This window comes from Microbacterium sp. Nx66 (assembly GCF_904066215.1).
GTDB lineage: Bacteria > Actinomycetota > Actinomycetes > Actinomycetales > Microbacteriaceae > Microbacterium > Microbacterium meiriae.
Genome location: NZ_LR880474.1, coordinates 1,454,971 through 1,470,639 on the forward strand (window position 1 = coordinate 1,454,971; position 15,669 = coordinate 1,470,639).

At 71.0% G+C, this 15,669-nt stretch carries 13 protein-coding genes; 10 read left to right on the forward strand and 3 right to left on the reverse strand.

The window, feature by feature from the left end; translation table 11 throughout:
• Positions 1 to 143 precede the first annotated feature (143 nt).
• Positions 144 to 2,150, forward strand: a complete 2,007-nt coding sequence (locus MICNX66_RS06800; RefSeq protein WP_187663848.1) for a helix-turn-helix domain-containing protein — start codon at positions 144 to 146, stop codon at positions 2,148 to 2,150.
• A gap of 7 nt (positions 2,151 to 2,157) precedes the next feature.
• Here MICNX66_RS06800 and MICNX66_RS06805 read toward each other — a convergent pair whose 3' ends face one another.
• A complete protein-coding gene (locus MICNX66_RS06805; RefSeq protein WP_187663849.1) occupies positions 2,158 to 3,054 on the reverse strand; it encodes an A/G-specific adenine glycosylase in 897 nt (298 codons plus the stop codon).
• Between the two features lie 52 nt (positions 3,055 to 3,106).
• Between MICNX66_RS06805 and truB the strand changes: the two genes are divergently transcribed.
• From truB to MICNX66_RS06835, 6 genes are all read left to right on the forward strand, one after another.
• Complete coding sequence (truB, locus tag MICNX66_RS06810; protein ID WP_187663850.1) at positions 3,107 to 4,000, forward strand: tRNA pseudouridine(55) synthase TruB; 894 nt, start codon at positions 3,107 to 3,109, stop codon at positions 3,998 to 4,000.
• Positions 3,997 to 4,365, forward strand: coding sequence for a hypothetical protein (locus MICNX66_RS06815; protein WP_187663851.1), 369 nt, complete (start codon positions 3,997 to 3,999; stop codon positions 4,363 to 4,365). The genes truB and MICNX66_RS06815 overlap by 4 nt, the downstream gene beginning before the upstream one ends.
• Before the next feature lie 56 nt (positions 4,366 to 4,421).
• Complete coding sequence (locus MICNX66_RS06820) at positions 4,422 to 4,859, forward strand: hypothetical protein (protein ID WP_232089220.1); 438 nt, start codon at positions 4,422 to 4,424, stop codon at positions 4,857 to 4,859.
• The gene (locus tag MICNX66_RS06825) at positions 4,856 to 5,806 is read left to right on the forward strand and encodes a bifunctional riboflavin kinase/FAD synthetase (protein ID WP_187663852.1); all 951 of its coding nucleotides are present in this window, start codon (positions 4,856 to 4,858) and stop codon (positions 5,804 to 5,806) included. The genes MICNX66_RS06820 and MICNX66_RS06825 overlap by 4 nt, the downstream gene beginning before the upstream one ends.
• Before the next feature lie 201 nt (positions 5,807 to 6,007).
• Entirely contained in the window at positions 6,008 to 8,152 is a 2,145-nt protein-coding gene (locus MICNX66_RS06830) for a DEAD/DEAH box helicase (protein WP_187663853.1), read from the forward strand.
• A gap of 204 nt (positions 8,153 to 8,356) precedes the next feature.
• Entirely contained in the window at positions 8,357 to 9,385 is a 1,029-nt protein-coding gene (locus MICNX66_RS06835) for a 6-phosphofructokinase (RefSeq protein ID WP_187663854.1), read from the forward strand.
• A gap of 197 nt (positions 9,386 to 9,582) precedes the next feature.
• Here the strand turns inward: MICNX66_RS06835 and MICNX66_RS06840 are convergent, their stop codons facing one another.
• Positions 9,583 to 10,446: a DUF559 domain-containing protein gene (locus MICNX66_RS06840; RefSeq protein ID WP_187663855.1), complete on the reverse strand. Its 864-nt coding sequence runs from the start codon at positions 10,444 to 10,446 to the stop codon at positions 9,583 to 9,585.
• 283 nt (positions 10,447 to 10,729) lie between these two features.
• Positions 10,730 to 12,823, reverse strand: a complete 2,094-nt coding sequence (locus MICNX66_RS06845) for a S9 family peptidase (RefSeq protein WP_187663856.1) — start codon at positions 12,821 to 12,823, stop codon at positions 10,730 to 10,732.
• Positions 12,824 to 12,977: 154 nt separating this feature from the next.
• On the opposite strand from MICNX66_RS06845, the gene MICNX66_RS06850 reads away from it, so the two are divergent.
• The 3 genes from MICNX66_RS06850 to MICNX66_RS06860 are packed head-to-tail and all read left to right on the forward strand — an operon-like array spanning position 12,978 to position 15,651.
• Positions 12,978 to 14,342 carry an inorganic phosphate transporter gene (locus MICNX66_RS06850; RefSeq protein WP_187663857.1) on the forward strand — a complete coding sequence of 455 codons (1,365 nt, stop codon included), beginning with the start codon at positions 12,978 to 12,980 and terminating at the stop codon, positions 14,340 to 14,342.
• Positions 14,339 to 14,674: a peptidase gene (locus tag MICNX66_RS06855; RefSeq protein WP_187663858.1), complete on the forward strand. Its 336-nt coding sequence runs from the start codon at positions 14,339 to 14,341 to the stop codon at positions 14,672 to 14,674. The genes MICNX66_RS06850 and MICNX66_RS06855 overlap by 4 nt, the downstream gene beginning before the upstream one ends.
• Before the next feature lie 47 nt (positions 14,675 to 14,721).
• Positions 14,722 to 15,651 carry a phosphodiesterase gene (locus MICNX66_RS06860; RefSeq protein WP_187663859.1) on the forward strand — a complete coding sequence of 310 codons (930 nt, stop codon included), beginning with the start codon at positions 14,722 to 14,724 and terminating at the stop codon, positions 15,649 to 15,651.
• The last annotated feature ends 18 nt before the right edge of the window (positions 15,652 to 15,669 follow it).

Sequence of the window (15,669 nt, forward strand, 5' to 3'; positions counted from 1 at the left end):
CTCGGAACGCGCCTGCGGGGTCGTCCGTCGCGCCCGGCGACGTCGAGGCGCTGCTGGACGAGCTTCGGGCTCGAGAGCTCGCGTGTGCCCCGCACGTAGCCGCGCGGCTCGTCGCCGCGCTTCCGGAGGATCAGGCTGCCGTCATGGCGGTGGCGGCCCGCCTCACACCGGAGCAGCGGCGAGGTCTCGGCCGGCTGCCGTGGCCGCTGCCGTCCGCCGCCGATGCCGTCCCTCTCGGCATGCTGTCGACCCCGGACCGGCTGCTGCTGCTCACCGTGGCGTTGGCGTTCGAGGATGACCTCTATCCGGTTCTCGCGGTGGACGGGCGCGGCGTGGAGGAGGTGCGGGCGAGCGGCGCCTCGCCTTACCTGGTGATCCACGCGGGACGCGTCCGGTTCGCCGATCCCCGGATGGAGACGCGAGTGCACGCGACCGCGTCGGCGGCTGAGGTCGCGCATACTCACGCGCGCCTCGCCGCGGTCGCCGTCCGGCGGCGAGATCGGGTGGCTGCGGCCTGGCATCGCGCCCGTGGAGGCGCCGCCCGCGATCGTCTGTCCGCGGCGGCGTTGACGGCGGGTGCCCGCGCCGCGGCCGCAGAGGGACGCACGGAACGCGTGCTGCTGCTCGCCGCCGAGGCCGCGAAGCACGCGGCCGGCGACATCGGCGAGGAAGCGCGAGTGCTCGCCGGGTGCGCGGCGCTCGCATGCGGTCATGCGGCGGATGCCGAAGAATGGTTGGGAAGCCTCGTCTGCGGTGCCGCCGAGCACCGTCGGGGGCGAGCGCTCGGACCGTTCCTCGTCGCCCGCACGTTCCGGTACGGAGCGGTGCCGGCCGTCGATCCGCAGCGGCTCGCTCCGCTGCGTACGGCGGACGGCGACTCCTGGGCGCGGTCCGCGGCGCTCCTGGCGATCCTGTGCGCGGAGCGCGGTGACCGCAGGGCGGGGCGCCGCTGGCTCGCCGATGTCCGTGACGGTGCCTCGCGCGTCGGCGGGGACGGCGTCCTGCGGGACGCGGTCGAGTCGCTGTGCGGCCTCCTCGCCGGGGAGGTCGTCACGGGTGACGTGCCAGGAGCCGGCGGGCTGCTGGGCGCCGTGTCGGGGGCGCTGTTCGCCGCGTGCGGCGGCGACATCGACGAGGGCCTGCGGCTGCTGCAGACCGCGGATCTCCCCGGGGTGGGGGAGCGCGATCCGATGATCCCCGGTTTCGAGCACAGCCCACTGGGCCGGGCCTACCGGATCGTCACCGAGGTGCTGCTTCTGGTCTGGCGGGGAGACATCGGTCGCGCCAGGCTGCTGCTGCGGCGGGCAGCGGTCGAGCTCCCCGTTGCGATCCCGTTCGCGGGACTCGGCGTGGTGCTGGCGCGGCGGCTCGATCTCGCGGTCCTCGGCGCTTTCAGCCCGATCGCCAGGGCTCTCACCGCCGTGCTCCCTCCGGCCGCAGACATGGACGTACTGGTGGACCGCGCTGTCGAGGCGTTCCTGAACGGCTCCTTCGAGGCGGCCGCCGGTGCGATCGGGCTGTGGCGGGATCGCGGGGAGCCGCAGGCGCGCTTCGCGGTGCCGGGGGTGGAGGAGGTCGTGCTCGTCCCCGAGGCCGGACGGGCGTCACCGGCGGTGCGCCCACCGGAGACGGAGTTCGCCGACGCCCTGCGTCACGCCGTCGCGGCGTCCGGCGACGGTGCCTGGCGCACGGAGCAGGAGACCCTGCGAGAGGCGGCACGACGGCTTCGGTCGCCCTTCGCCCGCGGCCGTGTCGAGACGCTGTTGGGGGTCAGGTCCGGGCTGCACGGGGATCCGATCGAGGCCCGCAGTCACCTCGCGCAGGCCGAGATACTGTTCGAGGCCGCCGGGGCGAGCGCGTGGGGGCGTGCCGTCCGCCGGCGTCTGCAGCGGCTGGAGACCGACCCGCATGTCACGGGCGGCGCGCATCTCCCCGTGTGCCGGAGCGCCTGGGCGCAGCGGCTGACGTCGCGGGAGCTGGAGGTCGCGATGCTCGCCGTCGAAGGGACGGGGAACCGCGCGATCGCGGAGCGCCTGTCGGTGTCGATCCGGACGGTCGAGGTGCATCTCGGACGCGTGTTCGCGAAGCTGCACGTGCGCAATCGTGTCGAGCTGACCGTGTTGGCGCACCGGACCGAGCAGTACCTCTGAGCAGCGCTCACCGCGGCAGCGAGAGTCCCTTCCCGTCCGCTTCCGCGAGTCCGTCTGCGATCAGGGAATCGATCGCCCGATCCCGCTGATGCAGGTCGGGCCATGCCGGGAGGACCGCCGTGAGCGGAACCGGCTCGGGGGCCGCATCGCGCAGGAGCCGGAGCACGGCGCCGCGGGCCTGGCGGTCCGACCCCTCGAACGTGGCCTGTCGCCGTCGCTCGTCTCCGGTATCGGGTCGGCCGGCTGCGAGCCACGCGCAGGTGTCAGCCAGCGGGCAGCGCTCGCACCGGGGCGCGCGCGACGTGCAGATCGTCGCGCCGAGTTCCATCGCCGCGGCGTTGAGGACGCTCGCCTCAGTCACCCCCTCGGGAAGCAGGGAGGACATGAGAGCGAGGTCGCGGCGGGATGGTGGCCCCGGCTGCGCCCGTCCATCGACGGCTCGTGCCAGGACGCGCCGTGTATTGGTGTCGACGACGGGATGTCGGTCGCCGTACGCGAAGACGGCCACGGCACGGGCGGTGTAGTCGCCGATGCCGGAGAGGGCGAGGAGGGCGTCGACGTCGCGCGGCACGACGCCTCCGTGCCGTTCGACCACCTCGATGGCGGCCCGGTGCAGCCACAGGGCCCGCCGCGGATAGCCGAGGTTCGCCCACTGGTGCACGACGTCCGCCGTGGACGCTGTCGCCATCGCGCGGGGCGTGGGCCACCGTGTCAGCCACGCGTCGAGATGCGGGATCACCCGGGTCACGGGCGTCTGCTGCAGCATGAACTCACTCACCAGGACGCCCCAGGCGCCGAACGTCGCATGGAAGTCCGGCCGGCGCCACGGGAGGTCGCGTGCCGCCTCGGCGTACCAGCCGAGCAGGGGCGTCAACGTCGCAGGGGACGGTGCGGGCGCGGCCATCCCTCCAGCCTAGGCGAGCGGTCGCCGCTCTCGGCCTCGGTAGGCTGGAGGGATGGCGACCCCCGGTATCCTCCTCGTCGACAAGCCCGGCGGGCTGACCAGTCACGACGTGGTCGCCCGCACCCGACGGGCCTTCGGGACCCGCAAGGTCGGCCACGCCGGGACTCTCGACCCGATGGCGACGGGGCTGCTCGTCATCGGCATCGAGGGTGCGACCCGCCTCCTCACGTACATCGTGGGCGCCGACAAGACCTACGAGGCGACCATCCGGCTCGGTGCCGTCACCTCCACGGATGACGCGGAGGGCGAGATCCTCCACACTGCGGACCCCGCCGCCCTCGTCGCTGTCGAAGACGCGGCGATCGATGCCGGGGTGGCCGCGCTGACGGGCGCGATCTCCCAGGTCCCGAGCGCGGTGTCGGCGATCAAGGTCGACGGTCGTCGCGCGTACGACCGGGTCCGTGCGGGGGAGGAGGTCGTCCTCGAGCCGCGGGAGGTCGTCGTCTCCCGGTTCGATGTCCTCGCCCGTCGCCGCGACGACCACGCCCTCGACCTCGATGTCGTGGTGGACTGCTCGTCCGGCACCTACATCCGCTCGCTCGCCCGCGACCTGGGCGCTGCCCTCGGCGTCGGCGGTCACCTGACGGCGCTCCGCCGCACCCGCGTCGGCCCGTTCGACGTGCGCGACGCGGTGTCGATCGACGCGCTCGACACCGCTCCCGTGCTCACCCCCGGCGAGGCCGCCGCTCGCGTGCTCCCCGTACTCCCCGTCACGGCGGACGAGGCCCGCGATCTGCGCCACGGCAAGCGTCTGGCGGGGCAGGCGGTGCGCCTGGACGGTCCGCTCGCCGCGGCCATCGAGGACGACGGCGCGCTGGTGGGGATCGTCGAGAAGCGCGGCGCCGATGTGAAGAGTGCCATGAACATGCCGGAGGTCTCCCGATGATCCTGTGGTTCACGATCGTGGAGATCGTCGTCGCCGTCGCCGCCGGGCTCTTCTGCCTCGGTGCCGGGTTCGCCGGTCGGCGCCCCAGCGACTTCTCGGTGGGCGCACTCGCGCTCGTCGAGCTGCTGCTGCTCGTGCAGGTCGTGGTCGCCATCGTCGCGCCCCTCGCGGGGAATCCGCCGACCGGGGACCTGCTGGAGTTCTGGGTGTATCTCGTCTCGGCGGCTCTGCTCCCGATCGGTGCGGTGCTCTGGGCCCTCATGGAGCGCAGCCGGTGGAGCACTGTCGTTCTCGGCGTGGCCGCCCTCGCTATCGCGATCATGCTGTGGCGCATGCAGGTCATCTGGACGATCCAGGTCGCCTGAGCGCGGGCCGGGAGCGGACGCCGGGCGGCTCACCCGGCTCTAGGATGGAATGCGCTATGAGCTCCACCGCCCCCTCCACCCGGATGACCGGTATCGGTCGTGTCCTGGTGATCGTCTACGCCGTGATGGCGCTGGCGGCCACCGGGCGCAGCTTCGTGCAGATCGTCCGTCGATTCGACGAGGCCCCGCTGGCCTACACGCTGTCTGCGCTCGCCGCGGTCGTGTACGTCCTGGCGACGCTCGCACTCGTCTTCGCGCGGCGTCGGGGCTGGTACACCGTCGCGTGGGTCGCGATCGTGTTCGAGCTCACCGGCGTCCTGGTCGTCGGCGTCCTCAGCCTCGTCCTCCCCGAGCTCTTCCAGCACGAGACCGTGTGGTCGCTGTTCGGGCGCGGTTACCTCTTCATCCCTCTCGTCCTCCCGGTCTTCGGGATCTGGTGGCTCCGCACGCACCGGCCCGTCGAGGCCGCGCGTCCGGTCGAGGTCGCCGCGTGATCGTGTTCCGGAATCCGGACGAGGTCCCGGACGGCTACGGCCCCAGCGCCGTCGCCATCGGGAAGTTCGACGGCGTGCACGAGGGGCACCGGGCGGTCATCCGCCGTCTGGAGGAGGCCGCCGCGGCCTCGGGGAGCCGTGCCGTCGCGGTGACGTTCGACCGCAACCCGCTCGCCGTGATCCGTCCGGACCGGTGCCCCGAGAACGTCGTGACCGTCGACCGCAAGCTGGAACTCCTCAGCGAGCTCGGACTCGACGCGACGCTCGTGCTCACGTTCGACGAGACGCTCGCCGCCCGCAGCGCCGAGGACTTCGTCGTCGACATCCTCGTCGGCGCGCTGCACGTGTCCACCGTGCTCGTCGGTGCCGACTTCCGCTTCGGGCACCGGGGTGCAGGAACGCCCGAGCTGCTGCGCGCACTCGGCCCCCGCTACGGCTTCTCGGTCGAGGTCGTGGACGACGTCTACCTTCCGGGTTCCAGCAGACGGGTCTCGTCGAGCTGGATCCGCGAGCTGTTGATGGCGGGGGATGTCGCCGAGGCCACTCGCGCGCTCGGACGGTATCCCGACGTGCGCGGCGTCGTGGTCCACGGCCTGAAGCGCGGACGCGAGCTCGGCTTCCCGACCGCGAACCTCTCCACGATCGTCGACGCGTTCGTGCCCGCCGACGGCGTCTACGCCGGATGGCTCGTCGACCACGACACGGGGATCCGGCATCCGTCGGCGATCTCGGTGGGAACGAACCCCACCTTCGACGACGTGCTCGTGCGTCAGGTCGAGGCCCATGTGCTGGGGGAGACCGGTCTCGACCTCTACGGTCATGACGTGACGGTCGAGTTCGTCGAGCGGCTGCGCGGCATGGTCGCGTTCGAGGGCATCGAGAAGCTGATGACGCAGATGGCCGCCGACGTCGCGCAGGCCGCGGCCATCCTCGACGAACCCGTGTAACACGGCGGCACCCTGCTTCCGCGGCCGGGGGCCGGGATGGCATAGAATGGCATCAGGCTCCCACCGGTCCCGCACGTATCGCGTGCTCCGGCGGGAACACCGATCCACAGTCCGCACGGTCCTGGCTCACGCCACACGCGGACGACGAGAACGGCTCACGGCTCCCTGAGGGAGCCGGAGCCCTTCAGGCTCAGGAGGAGCATGCCGACCACGGCAACCGCCGCCCCGCGGCGCAAGAAGACGTCCCGTCGCGATGACGAGGCACCCCTCATCCCGATCCTCGCGCGCAAGGTGCGCGAGATCGAGGCGAAGTCCCAGCGCGGCAAGCTGGGCCCCACGAACCGCACGAAGTTCCAGGTGATCGCGTTCCTGGTGCGCGAGGAGCGCGCCAGGGTCAAGGCCGACACCGAGATCACCGATGCGGCCCGCGCCGAGCTGCTCAAGCGGCTCGACGGCGTCGCGACGATCCTCGCGAAGACGGCCGCTCGGGACACCTCGCTCATCCAGCTGCTCGAGGCCGACCAGGCCACCTCGCCGGTCGCCAAGCGGATGCGTCGCGACTGGCTGCTCGAGTCCGGTGCCGAGCTTCCCCCCGAGGAGCTCATCATCGCCGACCCCGCGCCCGTACAGGTGTCGGTGGTGCCCGCGGCCATCGCGGAGCGTCAGGTCACCCCGCCGTCGGTCGAGGCCCGCCAGCTCGCCAACCCGTTCCTGGCGCCCGACCTGACGCCGCGTCCGGCCAGCACGCCGCGCCGCCGTCTCGACGGCTGGGAGCTCATGGGGCCGCTGTACAAGGCATTCGAGACGGGTGCGGGCGGTGCCGCGGCGTCGATGGAGCTTCCCCCGGCCCCCGAGTTCGATCACCTCTCGCCCAAGGGCCGCGAGATCATGGTGCACCAGTCGCGCTTCCTCGAGGCCGTCCGTGCCGGGCACCGCAGCTTCCTGCTCGCCGACGAGCCGGGCCTCGGCAAGACGGCGCAGTCGGTGCTCGCGGCCTCCGTCGCCGGCGCCTATCCGCTGCTCGTCGTCGTGCCCAACGTCGTGAAGATGAACTGGGCGCGCGAGGTCGAGCGGTGGACGCCGCAGCGTCGTGCCACGGTCATCCAGGGCGACGGCGATGACATCGACGCCTTCGCCGACGTGTTCATCGTGAACTACGAGATCCTCGACCGTCACATGTCGTGGCTGGCGTCGATCGGTCTGCGCGGCATGGTCGTCGACGAGGCGCACTTCATCAAGAACCTCTCGTCGCAGCGCTCGCAGAACGTGCTCTCGCTCGCCGCGCAGGTGCGCGAGCGCACGCCGGGGCACGATCCGCTCATGCTCGCGCTCACCGGTACCCCGCTCATCAACGACGTCGAGGACTTCGACGCCATCTGGCGTTTCCTCGGCTGGACGAACGGCGAGAAGCCCGGACCGGAGCTCATGGAGAAGCTCGACGCGACGGGACTGACGCCTGCCGACAAGGCCTTCTACCCGGAGGCCCGCGACGCGGTGATCTCGATGGGCATCGTGCGACGGAAGAAGAAGGACGTCGCCGCCGATCTGCCCGACAAGCTGATCGCCGATCTGCCCGTGCAGCTCGACGACGAGTTCGGCCGCAGCATCCGCCAGGCCGAGCGCGAGCTGGGGGAGCGGCTGGCCGCCCGTTACCGTCGCATCATCGAGGCACGCGGCGACCGCGGCCTCGCCCCGGGCGAGATCGACGACGACATCGTCCGTCTCGTCGCGCAGAACGAGCTCGAGGAGTCGAAGGCGGCCGGCACCGGGGGAGACAACGTCTTCACCATGGTGCGCCGCATCGGTCAGGCGAAGGCGCTTCTGGCGGCGGACTACGCCGCGCAGCTGCAGCGTTCGGTCGGCAAGGTCGTGTTCTTCGCGAAGCACATCGACGTCATGGACCAGGCGGAGGCGCACTTCGCTTCGGCCGGCATCCGCGCGGTGTCCATCCGCGGTGACCAGACGAACACAGCACGGCAGCAGGCCATCGACGACTTCAACGGCGATCCCGAGGTCGGCATCGCGGTGTGCTCGCTCACGGCGGCCGGCGTCGGCCTCAACCTGCAGGCGGCGTCGAACGTCGTGCTCGCGGAGCTGTCGTGGACCGCGGCCGAGCAGACGCAGGCCATCGACCGCGTGCACCGCATCGGACAGGACGAGCCCGTCACGGCGTGGCGGATCATCGCCGCCCACACGATCGACACGAAGATCGCGGAGCTCATCGACCAGAAGCAGGGGCTCGCGGCTCGCGCGCTGGACGGCGAGGCGACAGAGGAGACCGCCAGCGAGTCGGTGCAGCTGGCCGCGCTGATGCATCTTCTGCGCGAGGCTCTCGGCGGCCGCTGAGCGAGCGTCAAGAACAAGAGTTCTTAACGCCGCTGCGGGCGGATTTTCCTGCCGCGGCGCGAAGTTCGGTGGCATCGGTCGTTGCAGTCGTCAAGATCGCCCGTTTTCGACGCGCTCGAATGGCCACGCGAGGGGGCGGCGCGCTAGTGTCGATCGCAGGCACTGTCGCCTCACCCCCATCCCTCGACCTCCGAAGGCAGCAGCATGAAAATCGGCATCCTGACGAGCGGCGGCGACTGCCCCGGACTCAACGCGGTCATCCGCGGCATCGTGCTCAAGGGCACCACGACCTACGACCTCGAGTTCGTCGGCATCCGCGACGGATGGCGCGGCGTCGTCGAGGGCGACTTCATGCCCCTGACCCGGCACGAGGTGAAGGGCCTGTCCAAGGTGGGTGGCACGATCCTCGGCACCAGCCGCACCAACCCGTACGAGGGGGAGCGCGGCGGTGCGGAGAACATCGCGAAGACGCTCTACGGCCACAAGATCGACGGCATCGTCGCGATCGGCGGCGAAGGCACCCTCGCGGCGGCGGACCGTCTCGCCAAGGACGGCATCAAGGTGCTCGGCGTTCCGAAGACGATCGACAACGACCTCCGGGCCACGGATTACTCCTTCGGCTTCGACACCGCCGTGAACATCGCCACGGACGCCATGGACCGGCTCCGCACCACGGGTGACTCCCACCAACGCTGCATGGTCGCCGAGGTCATGGGTCGTCACGTCGGCTGGATCGCGCTGCATGCCGGGATGGCCGCCGGGGCCCACGTCATCTGCATCCCCGAGGTGCCGATGTCGCTGGACGAGATCACCGCTCTCGTCACGAGCGCCCACGATCGCGGTCGCGCACCGCTCGTCGTCGTCTCCGAGGGCTTCAAGCTCGCCGGCATGGACGAGGCCTACAGCGACAAGGGCCTGGACGCGTTCAACCGACCGCGGCTCGGCGGCATCGGCGACCTGCTCGCCCCCGAGATCGAGCGGATCACGGGCATCGAGACCCGCGCCACGATCCTCGGCCACATCCAGCGCGGCGGCTCGCCGTCGGCGTTCGACCGCGTCCTCGCGACCCGCCTCGGCCTGCACGCCGCAGACGCCATCGTTGACGGCGCCTGGGGGCAGATGGTCGCGATGCAGGGCACCGACATCGTCCGCGTCCCGTTCGCCGATGCTCTCGGCGAGCTGAACACGGTGCCGCGCTACCGCTACGACGAGGCCGCCGCCCTCTTCGGCTGACCTCCGCCCGGCTTCAGGCTCTCGCGCCGCTTCAGGCGTCTTGCTGTCTTTCTTGCCTGAACTTGCGTGAGGGCCTGTGTCCGCGTGGCCGCCTGTTCTCACGACCTCACGCCGTGTCAGGCTCTCGCGTGGCTTCAGGCGTCTTGCTGTCTTTCTCGCCTGAACTTGCGTGAGGGCCTGTGCTTGTGTTCGGTCCGCTATCCGCGACCCGTCGCTCGATGGTCTGCGCGATGGAGCCCCTGCGCGAGCGCGGCCAGGACGGTGTCCTCGACATGACGGTCGTCGACCATGACCTGGTGATAGTCGAAGCGGAGGACCGTGTAGCCGCGGAGTGCGAGCCTTGCGTCGGCAGCGAGGTCGCGTCGCCGGTCGCCCGCGGCGCTGTGGTGGCGGAAGCCGTCGATCTGGATGGCGAGCCGTTCGCCGATGACACCGTCGAGCGGATGGCCGTCGACCCACACCTGCTGTCGCACGTCGATGCCGACCGCGCGCATCCGTTCGACGAAGACCGTCTCGGGACCGGAGTCCGACCGGCCGCGGACGGTTCGAGCAAGGCGGTTCGCGGCATCGCACCGCCACCGGACGCGTGCGAGGGTGTCCAGTTCCACGGCCCCGTGGCGGACGGCGGACTCCCAGATCGCGCGGGCCTCGATCAACGGCCGGCATCGCGCGACCTGGAACAGGACGCCTAGGACAGGATCGACCGCCGCCCGCGGATGCACCGGAACGGGCCCCTGTGCGCAGTGCACCTGGACGCCGACGCGATCGAATCGAGAGGCGGTGCGGGGGAGGGCGACGTGCACCTCCGCGGCCCCGACATCCCACCATCCGGCGAGGGCCGCCGCGCTCACGCAGGTGACCCTTCCGCCCACGGATGCTGCGGCCCTGCGCCGTGGATCGACCTCAGGGACGAGCAGCCACGACCGGCGCACGCGCTCAAGCGTCCCTTCCCGCACCGCCCGACGCATCTGGTACTCGGTGAAGCCCGCCTCGCGCACGCGCGACGAATGCGCGGATCCTCCCTGCTCCCGGACCCAGCTCTCCACCCGTGTGCGTGTCACCCCTCCACCCTGCGGGCTCCCGCTGCCGCGCTTCACCACGCCACCGCGGCTGGGGAGGCGCTTCCCGGAACTCTCCGCCTGTGCAGGAGCAGTGGTCCGCCGTCAATACAGGCCTCCACGCGAGCTCAGGCCAGGACAGGCATGGGCGCCTGACGCCCCGCGCGTGCCTGACTCCGCGCCGATGCCTGTGCCGGCGTCGCGCCCCGCCAGCACAGGCGTGCGCGAGTTCAGGCCAGGTCAGCGCGCAGGCGCCTGATGTCGCGCGAGCGCCTGATGTCGCGGGTCAGGCGAGGTGGAGGGTGTCCAGAAGCCAGGCGATCTCGAACGCCCGCTCGCGCCAGGAGTTGTACCGTCCGCTCACGCCCCCGTGCCCCGCGACCATCTCGCACTTCAGCAGCACGTCCTTCGCGCCGGCCTCCCGCAGCCGGGCGACCCACTTCGCCGGCTCGACGTAGAGCACCCGGGTGTCGTTCAGCGAGGTCACCGCGAGGATCCGCGGATACTCCACGCCGTCGCGCACGTTCTCGTACGGCGTGTACGACTTCATGTACGCGTAGACCTCGGGGTCGTGCAGCGGGTCGCCCCATTCGTCCCACTCGATCACGGTGAGGGGGAGCGACGGGTCGAGGATCGTCGTCAGCGCGTCGACGAACGGCACACCCGCGAGGATGCCGGCGAAGAGCTCCGGGGCGAGGTTGGCGACCGCGCCCATCAGCAGACCCCCGGCACTGCCGCCCTCCGCGACGAGCTGGGCCGGGGTGGTCGTCCCCTCGTCGACGAGGTGCCGGGCGCAGGCGACGAAGTCCGTGAAGGTGTTCCGCTTGTGCAGGAGCTTGCCGTCTTCGTACCACTGCCGACCCATCTCGCCGCCTCCGCGCACATGCGCCACGGCGAAGACGACTCCGCGGTCCAGCTCCGAGAGCCGTGCGACCGAGAAGCCCGGGTCGATGGAGTGCTCGTACGAGCCGTAGCCGTAGAGGTGGACGGGACGCGTGGTCGCACCGGGCTCGCCGAAGGAGCGCTTCCACACGAGGGAGATCGGCACGCGGGTGCCGTCCTCCGCGGTGGCCCACTCCCGACGCTGTCCGTAGTCGGCGGGGTCGTAGCCGCCGAGCACCGTCACCTGCTTGCGCAACACGAGTTCCCGCGTCGCGAGGTCGAGCTCGTACACCGTGCCCGGCGTGACGAACGACGTGTACCCGAGTCGCAGGAAGGGGGAGTGCCACTCCGGGTTGCCGCTGACCCCCGCGGAGTAGAGGGGCTCGTCGAACCGCAGCTCCTCCACCGTGTCGGTCGCGTAGTCCAGGAGGCCCACGCGCTCGAGGCCCTCGCTGCGATACTCCACCGTGGCGAAGTCGCGGAAGGCGTCCACTCCGAGCAGTCGCCGTCCTGGCTGATGGGCGACGACGACGCGGCGCTCGCCCTGCGGGTCGTCCGCCGCTACGGAGACGAGTTCGAAGTCCAGGGCGTCGTCGTTGTGCAGGATGAGGAGCCGGTCCTCACCGTCCACCACCGCGTGCTCGAGCGAGTACTCCACGCCTTCGCGCCGCGGCCACACCGTGCGCGGCTCCGCGGTGATGTCGCCGGCGAGGTCGACGAGGTACTCCTCGCTCGTGATGCTGGAGCCCACACCGATCACGAGGTAGCGCCGGCTCCGCGTGATCCCGGCGCCGAGCCAGAACTTCTCGTCGGGCTCGTGGAAGAGCGTGATGTCGTCCGACACCGGGGTCCCGAGCCGGTGCAGCCACAGGGTGTCGGGGCGCCACGCATCGTCGCGGGTCGTGTAGAGGACCCCGGTGCCGTCCGGGGTGAAGAACGCGCCTCCGGTGTTCGGGATCTCATCGTCCAGGGTGAGGCCCGTCTCCAGATCGCGGACGCGGACCGTATAGAGCTCGTCGCCCTCGAAGTCCATCGACCACAGCAGCTTCGTCGCGTCGTCGGAGGTGTCGAACGCGCCGAGGGAGAAGAACTCGTGCCCCTCCGCCTCGACGTTGCCGTCCAGCAGCACCACCTCACCGGGGACGGGCACCCCCGGCTCGAGACGCGGCGGCGTCCAATCGCCCTCGGCGGCGGCGGCGCGACAGTGGATGCCGTACTGCGCGCCTTCCTCGGTGCGGCTGTAGTACCACCAGTCTCCACGCCGTGTCGGCACCGAGAGGTCGGTCTCCTGAACCCGTCCCTTGATCTCCTGGAACAGCGTCTCGCGGAGCGCGGCGAGGTGCGCGGTCTCGGCCTCGGTGTGCGCGTTCTCCGCCTCCAGGTGTGCGATGACCTCGGGGGAGTCCTTGGCGCGCAGCCACTCGTACGGGTCGTCGACCGTGTCGCCGTGATGCGTGCGGAGGGTGGAACGGCGGGCGGCGATCGGGGCGTCAGTCACCGTCCCACGCTATCCCAGGTCGAGTTGACCGGCACGGGGGACGGTGGCAGGATTTACCGGGGCCGGTAAACGGAAGTCAAACCCACGGTGAACTCTTCGTTCGTCACGTCGATCCCGTCGACATCTCCCTCTTCCTCAAGACCGAAAGCGAACGGTGGAAACCGCAGCCCTCATCGTCGTGCTCGTCATCGCGCTGGCACTCTTCTTCGATTTCACGAACGGGTTTCACGACACCGCGAACGCGATGGCCACGCCCATCGCGACCGGAGCGCTCAAGCCCAAGACAGCGGTCCTCCTGGCCGCTCTCCTCAACCTCGTCGGCGCCTTCCTGTCGACCGAGGTGTCCAAGACCATCTCCGGCGGCATCATCCAGGAGGATGCGATCATCGCCGCGGGAGCGGAGCTGTTCCTCTCGTTGATCTTCGCCGGGCTCATCGGCGCCATCACCTGGAACATGCTGACGTGGCTGCTCGGCCTGCCGTCGAGCTCGTCCCACGCGCTCTTCGGCGGACTGATCGGCGCGACGCTCGTCGGCGCCGGTCTCGGCGGCATCGACTTCGGCGCCGTGCTGTCGAAGATCGTCCTCCCCGCCCTCATCGCCCCCATCACGGCCGGCATCATCGCGTACGTCGCGACGAAGATCGCCTACTCGGTCACTCGTCGCTACGACGGCAAGCCGGACGGACGGGACGGATTCCGCTGGGGTCAGATCTTCACGTCCTCCCTCGTCGCCCTCGCACACGGCACGAATGACGCGCAGAAGACGATGGGCGTCATCACGCTCGCCATGATCACCGTCGGCTGGCAGTCCGGTGCGCACCACGAGCCCGAGCTCTGGGTCATCATCGCCTGTGCGCTCACGATCGCCCTCGGCACGTACCTCGGCGGCTGGCGCATCATCCGCACGCTGGGCAAGGGCCTGACCGACGTCAAGCCGGCTCAGGGCTTCGCGGCGGAGAGCTCGACGGCCGCGACGATCCTCGCCTCCAGCGCCCTCGGATTCGCGCTCTCCACCACCCAGGTGGCCTCGGGATCGGTCATCGGATCGGGCCTCGGTCGCCGCGGGTCCACGGTCCGCTGGCGGACGGCAGGTCGCATCGGCGTCGGCTGGCTGCTGACCCTGCCCGCGGCCGGAGGCGTCGGCGCCCTGGCGGCACTGCTCGTCGTGTGGCTCGGCCCGTGGGGCGTCGCCATCGACGCCGTCCTCGCGGTGGCGATCATCCTCGGGCTGTACATGCGCTCTCGGCGCAACGCCGTCACGCCGGCCAACGCCATGAGCGACGTCGCCGAATCCCACCTCGCCGTCGAGGTTCCCGACACCCCGCCGCCCACGCGTCGCCAGCAGCGCATCGCCCAGGCGAAGGCGGAGGCGAAGGCCCGTGCCGAGGCCAAGGAGAAGGCGAAGGCCGAGGCGAAGGACAAGGCGAAGAAGAAGGCCAAGGCCAAGGCGGACGCGAAGGCCGCGAAGACCGGCAGCGCCTCGTCGTCCGACGCGTCGCAGAACGGGGACTCGGCATGAACGTCACGATCGACTGGATCGCCTTCCTGCAGGTGTTCGCCGCCGCGCTCATCGGCGCCGCCGCCATCGTCACCTTCTACGCCCTGGGCCTGCGTCTGCTCGTGCGCAGCGGGCGGGCGCCCGTCGTGAGCCCCGCGGAGTTCACCGACGCCATCACGGTGATCTCGGAGAAGGAGCTCAAGCGGGCCGCCAAGCAGGCGGCGAAGGCAGCGAAGAAGAGTCCGCTCACCGAAGGACAGAAGACGCTCGCGCTCGTGGGCGCCTACGGCTGCTTCGTGCTCTGCGCCGCCGCAGTCATCGCCGGCATCCTCCTGATCGTCATCGGCCACTGAGTCCGCGGTGCGCCGGGTGCGTCGGTGACCGGCCGTAGGCTGAGGACATGTCCGCAGCGAAGGGAACACCACCGGTCTTCGGTCGGTACGCCCCCGCTTCCCACGTCCTGATCCATGTGAGCGATCCGCACTTCCTCGCCGGAGGTGCGGCGCTGGGGGGACGGTACGACGTCGAGCGCACGTTCGCGCGGACGCTCGAGGCGATCCGCGCCGTGCATCCCGCTCCCGCCGCCATCGTGATCACCGGGGACCTCGCAGACCTCGGCGAGCCGGATGCGTACCGCCGGCTGCGTGCGGCGATCGAGCCGGTCGCCGCCGAACTCGGCGCTCCCGTGGTCTGGGTCGCGGGTAACCATGACGAGCGCCCGGTGCTGCGCGAGGTCCTCCTCGATGCCGAGCCCACGGAAGAGCCGGTCACCGGGGTGTGGGATCTCGACGGGCTGCGTCTGGTGGCGCTCGACACGAGCGTTCCCGGGTGGCATCACGGCGACCTCGACCCGGCGCAGCTCGCGTGGCTCGCCGAGGTCCTCGCCGAGCCGGCGCCGCACGGCACGCTCCTGGCGATGCACCACCCGCCGCTGCCCAGCCATCTGCCGCTGTTCGACATCCTCGAGCTGCGGCATCAGGACGAGCTGGCCGCCGTCATCCGGGGCACCGACGTCCGCGGCATCCTCGCCGGTCACCTGCACTACTCCTCGCACGGGCTGTTCGCCGGCGTCCCGGTGAGCGTGGCGTCCGCCACCTGCTACACGATGAACGTCGCGCGCCCCGCGTCTGAGGTGAACGGCATGGACGCCGCCCAGGCGTTCCAGCTCGTGCACGTGCGGCCGGAGACCATCACGCACACCGTCGTCCCGGTGGTCGATGCGCCGACCGGCGACTACTTCTCCGAGGAGTGGGTCGCCCGCATGGCGGCGCTGACGCCGGAAGGGCGCCTGGAGGCGTTCTCCAGAAAACCCCCGCAGGGACCGGCGTAGACTGGACGCATCCCCCGA